This window comes from Halobacterium sp. CBA1126, from assembly GCF_009741975.1.
Taxonomy (GTDB): domain Archaea; phylum Halobacteriota; class Halobacteria; order Halobacteriales; family Halobacteriaceae; genus Halobacterium.
In genome coordinates this window covers 1-8,113 of record NZ_WPCF01000108.1, presented here as the reverse complement: position 1 = coordinate 8,113, position 8,113 = coordinate 1, and the positions used below count along the sequence as shown (strand labels likewise).

The following is an 8,113-nucleotide window of genomic DNA, read 5'->3' as shown; positions in this document are numbered from 1 at the left end:
GCACCGCGACGAGGGCTTCGACGCCCGCGGCGGCGACGCGGTCGTGGTCCGCGAGCCGAGACTCGACGGCATCGTCGGAGAGCGCGCGGCTCCCGCCGTCCTGTACCGTCGGCACGGAGAGCACGGTGACCTCGCCGGGCTGGTAGTCGAGCATCCCCTCGAACTCCGCCGCGCCGACGTCCTGCCCGGGTTCCGCGTCTGTGACGGCGACCGCGGTGGCGCTGCCGACGTCGCCGGGCGTGGCGTGCATCACGCCGTCCTGCATCGCGAGCGTGACGCGCTGGCCCTCCTCGATGGCGGCGGTCGCGATGGCGGTGTCGACCTCGACCTCCTCGATGACGTTCTCGGAGACGTACTCGACGAACGACCGGAGGTCGTCGGTCTGGGAGATGAGCCAGTCGACGCCCTCCTTGGTGACCTCGTAGCGGCCGCGGCCGTGCTTGCGCACGTGGCCGTCCTCCACGAGGTCGCCGAGGTAGTCGCTGACGGCCTGGGCGGTGACGCCGATGGCTTCCGCGATCTCGCGCTGGCTGACCGCGGGCTGGCGCTCGGCGATCTCGACGAGTATCTGGTAGCGCGTGGCGTTCCGCTTGCTCCGGAGGACCCCCAGCTCCCCGACGGTGCTCGAATCGCTCATTACCGCTACCAGAGTGGTCCCTAATTCAAGTATCTTTGTGCGTACTGCGTCCTCGGTTGCGTTACCGTCCGTTCAGCCGGACATAAGGCAACTACACTTTCCCTAATTCAACCAAAATTGTTTTAGGCGCTACTGCTGTTGTGTTCGGTGATGTCACAGACCCGACTCCCCCACGACGCGAAGGCGGGGCCGACGAAACCGGAGGTACGAGCCGTCCTCCGGGCGAAGCTCGCGCTCGGCCCCGACGACCACTTCGCCGAGGTCGGCTCCTGCACGGGCGCGGTCACCGCCGACGCCGCCCGCGACGCCGGCCGCGTCACCGCCGTCGAGCGCAAGGCCGACCGCGTCGAGACCACCGAACGAAACCTCGCCGCCAACGGCCTCGCGGACGCCGTCGACGTCCGCCACGCCGAAGCCCCCGACGGCCTCCCCGCGGACGCCGACGCACTGTTCCTCGGCGGCAGCCGGAACTACGAGGCGGTCCTCGACTACGCCGTCGACGCCGCCGTCGACCGGGTCGTGATGAACGTCTCCCGGCTGGAGGTCGCGGGCGCCGCCACCGAGGCGTTCCGCGAGCGCGACCTCCTCGAGGAAGTCGTCCAGTTCCAGGTGAGCCACGGCTACGAGCTCGCGGGCGCGACCTCGTTCGACTCGCAGAACCCGGTCTACATGCTCGTCGGGAGCGCCGGCGACGGCGACGCGGAGGGCGACCGATGACGCTCTACGGCGTCGGCCTCGGCCCCGGCGAAGCAGACCTCGTGACCGTGCGCGGGCAGCGCGTCCTCGAGCGCGCGGACGTCGTCTACTCGCCCGGCCGGCTCTCCCGGTCGGTCGCCACGGAGCACGTCCCCGAGTCCCGAATCGGCGACCTCGACTTCCCGATGACCCGCGACCCCGAGGCGCTCCGCGAGGCGTGGCGCGAGGCCGCCGCGGAGGTCGCACCGCGCGCCCGCAGCGGGGACGTCGCGTTCGTGACGCTCGGCGACCCGAACGTCTACTCGACGTTCGGCCACCTCCGCCGCACGCTCGACGCCTTCCACCCCGACGTGGACGTGGCGGTCGTCCCGGGCGTCAGCGCGGTCACCGCGTTCGCCACCGCGCTCGGCGTCGAAGTCGACGCGGGCGCCGGGCTCGCGCTCCGCGAAGCCGCCGACGGAAAGTCCCCCACGGGCCCGGACCGCATGGTCCTGTTCAAGGTCACGGACGCGCCAGCGACCCACGACGGGCTCGTGGACGCCGGCTACGACGTCACGTACGGCCGCCGGCTGTTCATGGAGCAGGGCGACGAGCGCGTCACCACCGACCCGGCCGACGTGGCGGACCGCGACTACTACACGCTCGCGTACGCCGAGCGCGCGGACCTCCAGAAGGACCGCCCGACCGCCTTCGAGGACGCCCGCGAGGACACCGGGGTGGTCGGCGGTGACTGACGCGACCGACCCGCAGGCCGCCATCGACGCCGCCAGCGAGCAGCGCGGCCGCGGCCGCGACGAGCGCGTCTACGAGCACACCGCGGGCGACGTGCAGGACGGCGTCCCGTTCGTCGGCGCGGGCCCGGGCGACCCCGGCCTGCTCACGGTCACGGGGAGAGACCTCCTCGCGGACGCCGACCTCGTCGTCCACGCCGGCTCGCTCGTCAACAGCGAGCTCCTCGAGGAGTACTGCGCGGACGCCGAGACCGTCTCCTCCGTGGGGAAGGACCTCGAGGAGCTGATTCCACTGCTCCGGGACGCCTACGAGGACGGCCGGACGGTCGTCCGGTTGCACAGCGGCGACCCCGCGGTGTACGGCGCGGCTCTCGAACAGATGGACGCGCTCGAAGCCGAGGGCGTCCCGACGTACCTCGTCCCGGGGGTCACGTCGGCGTTCGCGGCGGCGGCGACGCTCCGCACGCAGTTGACGCTGAACGGGACCGCGAACCACGTCGCGTTCACGCGGCCGCAGGGCCGCACGCTCGACCCCGAGGACGACCACGTCTCCGAGTTCGTGGCGATGGGGGACGTGACGACCTGCATCTACCTCGGCACGCACGCGGTCCCGGAGGTGATGGACCGCCTGCTCGAGGACGGCCACGACCCCGACACACCGGTGACCGTCGTCTACCACGCGTCGTGGCCGGACGAGGACGTCATCGAGGGCACCGTCGAAACCATCGGCGAGAAGGTCGCGGACGCCGGCTACCGGGCGTCCGCGCTCGTCGTCGTCGGCGAGGCGGGCGCGGGCGCGAACTACGACCGATCGTACCTCTACGGCGACTGGGCGAACCGCACCGAGAGCGAGGCGGACGACTAATCATGAGCACGAACGACGACACCGACAGTTCGAGCGCGCACTGTTCGACGCCGGACTCCGACGGCGAGGTCGCCGAAGAAATCGCCGTCGTGGCGTTCGAGCGGAAGATGGACACCGCCGAGGACATCGTCGACGGCATCGGCGACCGCTACGACGCAATCGAGATTCTGGAGTACCACGGCGACGTGTTCGCCGAGCACTGGGGCGAGTACGACTGCTTTGTCGGCCTGATGGCCTCCGGCATCGCGATGCGGAAGACCGCCGGCCTGCTCGACGACAAGTGGGACGACCCCGCGGTGGTCGTGGTCGACGAGGAGCTCACGTGGGCGATTCCGCTCACGGGCGGCCACCACGGCGCCAACCAGGTCGCGGACGACCTCGCGTCGATGGGCGCCGTGCCCGCGACCACGACCGCCTCGGAGGCCGCGGGCAAGCAGGGCGTCGAGGAGCGCGCGAAGGCCCTCGACGCGCACGTCGTCAACGGCGACTCCACGGTCGCGACGAACCTCGCGGTCCTCGACGACGAACTCGGCCCGGTCGCGCGCCTCGACGGCCCCGCGGCCGTACTCGCCGGCGACGACGTCACCGTCCTCAAGCGCAACACCGACGACGGCGTCGTGCTCGGCACGGGCAGCGTCTCCGGCGCTGACGCCGAGCAGTTCCGCGAGGCGTGGACTGCGGCCCTCGAAGCGACGGACTACGACCTCGGCGACGTGGAGTTCGTCGCCACCGGCACCCGGAAGGAGGACGAGGACGGCCTGCTCGCGGCCGCCGAGGACCTCGATTTGGGCGTCGTCTCCTTCGAGAAGGAGACCCTCGAAGCCCACGAGGGCCCGACGCCCTCGCGGTCGAAGGAACTCATCGGCTGGCCGGGCATCGCGGAGGCCGCCGCCATCGCGGGCGGCCGCGACCACGACCTGCTCGCCGAGAAGGAGCGCTACGACGAAGCCGTGACGGTGGCGGTGGGACGATGAGCAGCGAGGTCGAGCGGAGCGAGACCTCGGAACGCGCGAGCGGCGCCGACGCGGGCGACTACGGCACGCTGTACGTCGTCGGCATCGGCCCGGGGCTGCCGGGCGGGATGACCCAGCGCGCGAAGGACGTGGTGCGGACGGCGGACTGCGTGGTCGCGTCGAACCTCTACCAGGAGTTCCTGCGGCGGGACGGCACGCTCCCGCCGGAGGACGCCGACGAGCGCCCCGAGCAGGAGGTCGTGCGCTCCACGATGGGGCGGCAGGTCGAACTCGCGCGGGAGGCCTTCGAGCGCGTCCGCGACGGCGAGGACGTCGCGCACGTCTCCGGCGGCGACCCGAACGTCTACGGGAAGTCCGACTTGGTCTACCTGATGGCCGAGGAGGACGAGGCGTACGACGTCCCCATCGAAATCGTGCCGGGCGTGACGGCCGCGCTCGGCGGGGCGGCGAACCTCGGCGCCCCGCTGTCGAACGACTTCTGCACCGTCTCGCTGTCGGAGAAGTGGCGCGGCTGGGCGGAGATCGAGGAGAAGCTCCGCGCGGCCGCCATCAGCGGGTTCGTCGTCGTCCTCTACAACTGCTGGCGGGACTACGAGCGCGCCGTCGGCGTGCTCCGCGAGGAGCGCGCGGACGACGTCCCCGCCGCCATCGTCAACGACGCGGGGCGCGGCGACGCCGGCCGGAACGTAGAGGGCGAGACCCACACCGTGACGACGCTCGGCGAGGTCGCCGACCACGACGAGAAGGTCGGCGGCATGGGCACCTCGATTTTCGTCGGGAACCACGAGACGGAGGTATGGACCAACGACCACCGCGACCACCTCGTCACCCCGCGCGGCGGGCGTGACGTCGAGGACTTCTGATGAGCACTGACGACACCACCACCGAGACCGGCGAATCGGCTTCCAACTGCGGCGCAGCGACCACCAGCGAGTCGGCGTGCGGCGCGTCCGGCAGTTCGGACTCGTCGCCCTCGTGCGGCGCGTCCGAGAGCACCGAGGAGCGGGTCGGGTCGACCGTCGACGACTTCGACGCCGACCCCGGAAAGCTCACCGCGGTCGGCCTCGGCCCCGGCGAGCCCGAGGGGATGACCGAGCGCGCGACGGCCGCGCTCGGGGACGCCGAGCACATCGTCGGTTACACGACGTACATCGACCTCATCCCGGACGACGTCACCGACGACGCCGAGGAGATCTACGACACGCCGATGTGCGGGGAGGTCTCCCGAACGGAGGAGGCCGTCGACCGCGCGCTCGCGGGCAACGACGTCGCCATCGTCGGGAGCGGCGACCCGAACGTGTACGCGCTCGCGGGCCTCGCGCTCGAAATCGTGGAGTCGAAGGGCGCGACGGCGTCCGCGCTGGACTTCGAGGTCGTGCCGGGCGTCCCCGCCGCGCAGTCCTGCGGCGCGCGGCTGGGCGCGCCGCTCGTGAACGACTCCGTCAGCGTCTCGCTGTCGGACCACCTCACGCCGATGCCGGAGATCGAGTCGCGGCTGCACGCGGTCGCCGGCGAGGGGTTCACCATCGCCATCTACAACCCGTGGAGCCGGAAGCGCCGCGAGAACTTCCGGAAGGCCTGCGAGATTCTGCTCGCGCACCGCGACGAGGACACCCCCGTGGGTATCGTCCACGGCGCGAGCCGCGACGACGAGGAAGTGGAAATCACGACCCTCGGCGAGCTCGAGTCGTACGGCGAGACCGACCTCGTGGACATGACCACGACCGTCGTCGTCGGCAACGAGGACACGTACGTCTTCGACGGCCGGATGGTCACCCCGCGCGGGTACGAGACGAAGTACGACTACTGATGTACCGGGTCACCATCGACCGCGACGCCTGCGACGGCGTGTTCGCGTGCCTGACGCGGGACTCGCGGTTCGTCGAGGACGACGACGGCCTCGCCACGCTCGAAACGAGCAGCGGGGACGTCGAGGCGGACGCCGAGACGGTCGAAGCGACGTTCGCGGACGACCACGCGGCGGACGCGGAGGCCGCAGCCGCGGCCTGTCCGTTCGACGCCATCACCGTCGAGGAGGTGAGCGAGTCGTGAGCGCCGACGTCGACGCGCCGGACTCCGCGCTCGCCGGTCACCCCGAGACCGCGTACTTCTGGGGGCACGTCGCGGGCGCGGGCGACCTGAGCGACGCCTGCGTGACCGTGGAGACGAGCGACGAGGCCGCCGCCGACACGCTCGCGGCGATCGCGGGCGGCGAGCGCACCGGCCACCGCGTCGCCGAGCGGGAGTACGCCCACGACACCTCGGTGACGCGGCGCGAGGACGAGTACACGGTGCAGGTGTTCGGCGGCCTCGCGGCGCGCGCGGCGGCCGCGTTCGGCCTCCCCCTCGACGGCGACGCGGGCGGCTACCGGCTGGACGCGCTCGCCGAGCACGACCGCCAGCTCCTCCGCGGCGTCGTGGAGGCCTGCGGCACCGTCTGCTTCAAGTCCTCGGCGGGCACCGTCGGGCTCTCCGTCGTCCACGAGGACCGCGCGCTCCTCGAGCGCGTCCAGTCGCTGCTGGACGACGCGCCCGTCGACGCGCCGTACGGCGAGCCCGCGGCGGCGTCCTCGGGCTACTACTTCAGCGTGGAGGACGCCGCCGTCCCCGAGCTCGGCGCGTGGCTCTACGAGGGTAGCGAGGCGTCCGGGCTGTTCGCGCCGTCCCGCCGCCGGAAGCTCCGGCGGAGCCTCGAACAGGCCGAGGGCGTGGACGTCTCGCTGGAGGTGGGGCCGTGAGCCGCACCGACGACGCGACCGCGAGCCTGAACGACGAGGCCGTCCTGCTGGTCGGCCACGGCTCCCGCCGCGAGGAGTCGAACGAGCAGGTGCGCACGCTCGCCGCCGACCTCGAGTCCCGGCTGGGCGTGCCCGTCGACGCGGGCTTCCTCGAACTCGCGGAGCCGTCGCTCGCGGACGCCATCGACGCGCTCGCGCCCTCGGTGTCCTCCATCGCCGTGGTCCACCTCTCGCTGTTCGCCGCCAGCCACGTCAAGAACGACGTGCCCGCGGCGCTCCGGCGGGCGCGCGCCGACCACCCCGAGGTGAGCTTCGAGAACGGCTCGCACCTCGGCGTCCACCCCGCTCTCGTCGACCTGCTGGACGACCGCGCGGCAGCAGTGGAAGCCGACCTCGGCGTCGACCGCGAGGGCGACGACGTGGCCGTGGTGCTGTGCGCGCGCGGCTCCAGCGACCCGGACGCGAACGCCGACGTCCACAAGCTCGCGCGCCTCCTCTACGAGGGCCGGGCGTTCTCGCGCGTCGACGCCACCTTCATCGGCGTGACGGAGCCGACGCTCGACGAGACGCTCCACGACGTCGCCAAACACCGGCCGGACGCCGTGGTCGTGCTGCCGTACATGCTCGGCGACGGCGTGCTCACGGGCCGCATCTGCGACGGCGCCGCCGACTTCGACGCCGAGTACCCGTACGTCGACGCGGCCCCCGGCGACCCGCTCGGGACGGACTCGCGGCTGCTGGACGTGCTCGGCGACCGCTGGCAGGAAGCCCGCACCGGGAGCGTCGAGATGTCCTGTGACACCTGCAAGTACAAGGTCGAACTCGACGGCTACGAGGAGGACGTCGGCGGCGCGAAGGCGATGCTGCGCGCGCTCGACCACCGCGACGCCCACGCCGACCGCGAGGACGTCGCCGACGAACCCCACGCCCACGACGCGCCCGACAGACACGTCGCCGTCTGCACGAACCAGACGTGCGCCGCCGACGGCGCGCCCGCCGTCCTCGAACGCCTCCGGCAGGCCGCCCGCGACGCCGACGGCGGGAACGTGCGCGTCACGCGCTCGTCGTGTCTCGGCCAGTGCGGCGACGGCCCGAACGTCGCCGTCTACCCCGACGGCGTCTGGTACCAGCGCGTCGAACCCGACGACGCCGACCGCATCGTCGCCTCGCACCTCGACCGCGAGCGCATCGTCGCCGACCTCGACTCACAGCTGCTATGACCTGCCACGAACTCGAAGCGCTCCGCCTCGGCCTCATGAACGTCCTCGGCGCCACCGACCGCAGCGCGCGCGAACACGCCGAGAAGGAACTGGAGGGACACCTCGACGGTCCGATCGAGGGGCTGGCGACCGCCGACTCGCTGGCCGAACTCCAGCGCCACCTCGACGCCGCGCTCGTCGACCTCGAAGAACAAGTGGCCGCGGCCGACGAAGCCGACCCCGACTACGACTACCTCCGCGGCCGCCTCGTCG

At 72.2% G+C, this 8,113-nt stretch carries 11 protein-coding genes; 10 read left to right on the top strand and 1 reads right to left on the bottom strand.

The genetic code is table 11. The annotated features are described in order from the left end of the window. Window positions 1-637 (bottom strand): MarR family transcriptional regulator (locus GJ634_RS12730; protein ID WP_157503194.1); only part of this gene is annotated, 637 nt, incomplete at its 3' end. 150 nt (window positions 638-787) lie between these two features. Between GJ634_RS12730 and cbiT the strand changes: the two genes are divergently transcribed. The 10 genes from cbiT to GJ634_RS12680 all read left to right on the top strand — a co-directional run. After that, window positions 788-1,354, top strand: coding sequence for a precorrin-6Y C5,15-methyltransferase (decarboxylating) subunit CbiT (cbiT, locus tag GJ634_RS12725; protein ID WP_157503192.1), 567 nt, complete (start codon window positions 788-790; stop codon window positions 1,352-1,354). Beyond that, complete coding sequence (locus tag GJ634_RS12720) at window positions 1,351-2,067, top strand: cobalt-factor II C(20)-methyltransferase (protein ID WP_157503190.1); 717 nt, start codon at window positions 1,351-1,353, stop codon at window positions 2,065-2,067. Before cbiT ends, GJ634_RS12720 begins: the two co-directional genes overlap by 4 nt. Next, entirely contained in the window at window positions 2,060-2,929 is an 870-nt protein-coding gene (locus GJ634_RS12715) for a cobalt-precorrin-4/precorrin-4 C(11)-methyltransferase (RefSeq protein ID WP_331714169.1), read from the top strand. The genes GJ634_RS12720 and GJ634_RS12715 overlap by 8 nt, the downstream gene beginning before the upstream one ends. Window positions 2,930-2,931: 2 nt before the next feature. Then, the gene (cbiG, locus tag GJ634_RS12710) at window positions 2,932-3,903 is read left to right on the top strand and encodes a cobalt-precorrin 5A hydrolase (protein ID WP_157503188.1); all 972 of its coding nucleotides are present in this window, start codon (window positions 2,932-2,934) and stop codon (window positions 3,901-3,903) included. Next, complete coding sequence (locus tag GJ634_RS12705) at window positions 3,900-4,766, top strand: precorrin-3B C(17)-methyltransferase (RefSeq protein ID WP_157503186.1); 867 nt, start codon at window positions 3,900-3,902, stop codon at window positions 4,764-4,766. Before cbiG ends, GJ634_RS12705 begins: the two co-directional genes overlap by 4 nt. Further along, window positions 4,766-5,713, top strand: a complete 948-nt coding sequence (gene cobJ, locus GJ634_RS12700; protein ID WP_157503184.1) for a precorrin-3B C(17)-methyltransferase — start codon at window positions 4,766-4,768, stop codon at window positions 5,711-5,713. Before GJ634_RS12705 ends, cobJ begins: the two co-directional genes overlap by 1 nt. Further along, window positions 5,713-5,955: a ferredoxin gene (locus GJ634_RS12695; protein ID WP_157503182.1), complete on the top strand. Its 243-nt coding sequence runs from the start codon at window positions 5,713-5,715 to the stop codon at window positions 5,953-5,955. The genes cobJ and GJ634_RS12695 overlap by 1 nt, the downstream gene beginning before the upstream one ends. Continuing rightward, window positions 5,952-6,641, top strand: coding sequence for a cobalamin biosynthesis protein (locus GJ634_RS12690; protein WP_331714168.1), 690 nt, complete (start codon window positions 5,952-5,954; stop codon window positions 6,639-6,641). The genes GJ634_RS12695 and GJ634_RS12690 overlap by 4 nt, the downstream gene beginning before the upstream one ends. Beyond that, window positions 6,638-7,861 (top strand): CbiX/SirB N-terminal domain-containing protein, encoded by a 1,224-nt coding sequence (locus GJ634_RS12685; protein WP_331714167.1) that lies wholly within the window; start codon window positions 6,638-6,640, stop codon window positions 7,859-7,861. Before GJ634_RS12690 ends, GJ634_RS12685 begins: the two co-directional genes overlap by 4 nt. After that, window positions 7,858-8,113 (top strand): DUF3209 family protein (locus GJ634_RS12680; RefSeq protein ID WP_157503180.1); only part of this gene is annotated, 256 nt, incomplete at its 3' end. The genes GJ634_RS12685 and GJ634_RS12680, both read left to right, overlap by 4 nt.

What these genes read in the sequence shown, in the direction of transcription:
- GJ634_RS12695 (WP_157503182.1), top strand. Translation starts at nt 5,713, where the DNA reads ATGTACCGGGTCACCATCGACCGCGACGCCTGCGACGGCGTGTTCGCG.
- cbiT (WP_157503192.1), top strand. Translation starts at nt 788, where the DNA reads ATGTCACAGACCCGACTCCCCCACGACGCGAAGGCGGGGCCGACGAAA.
- cobJ (WP_157503184.1), top strand. Translation starts at nt 4,766, where the DNA reads ATGAGCACTGACGACACCACCACCGAGACCGGCGAATCGGCTTCCAAC.
- GJ634_RS12705 (WP_157503186.1), top strand. Translation starts at nt 3,900, where the DNA reads ATGAGCAGCGAGGTCGAGCGGAGCGAGACCTCGGAACGCGCGAGCGGC.
- GJ634_RS12720 (WP_157503190.1), top strand. Translation starts at nt 1,351, where the DNA reads ATGACGCTCTACGGCGTCGGCCTCGGCCCCGGCGAAGCAGACCTCGTG.
- cbiG (WP_157503188.1), top strand. Translation starts at nt 2,932, where the DNA reads ATGAGCACGAACGACGACACCGACAGTTCGAGCGCGCACTGTTCGACG.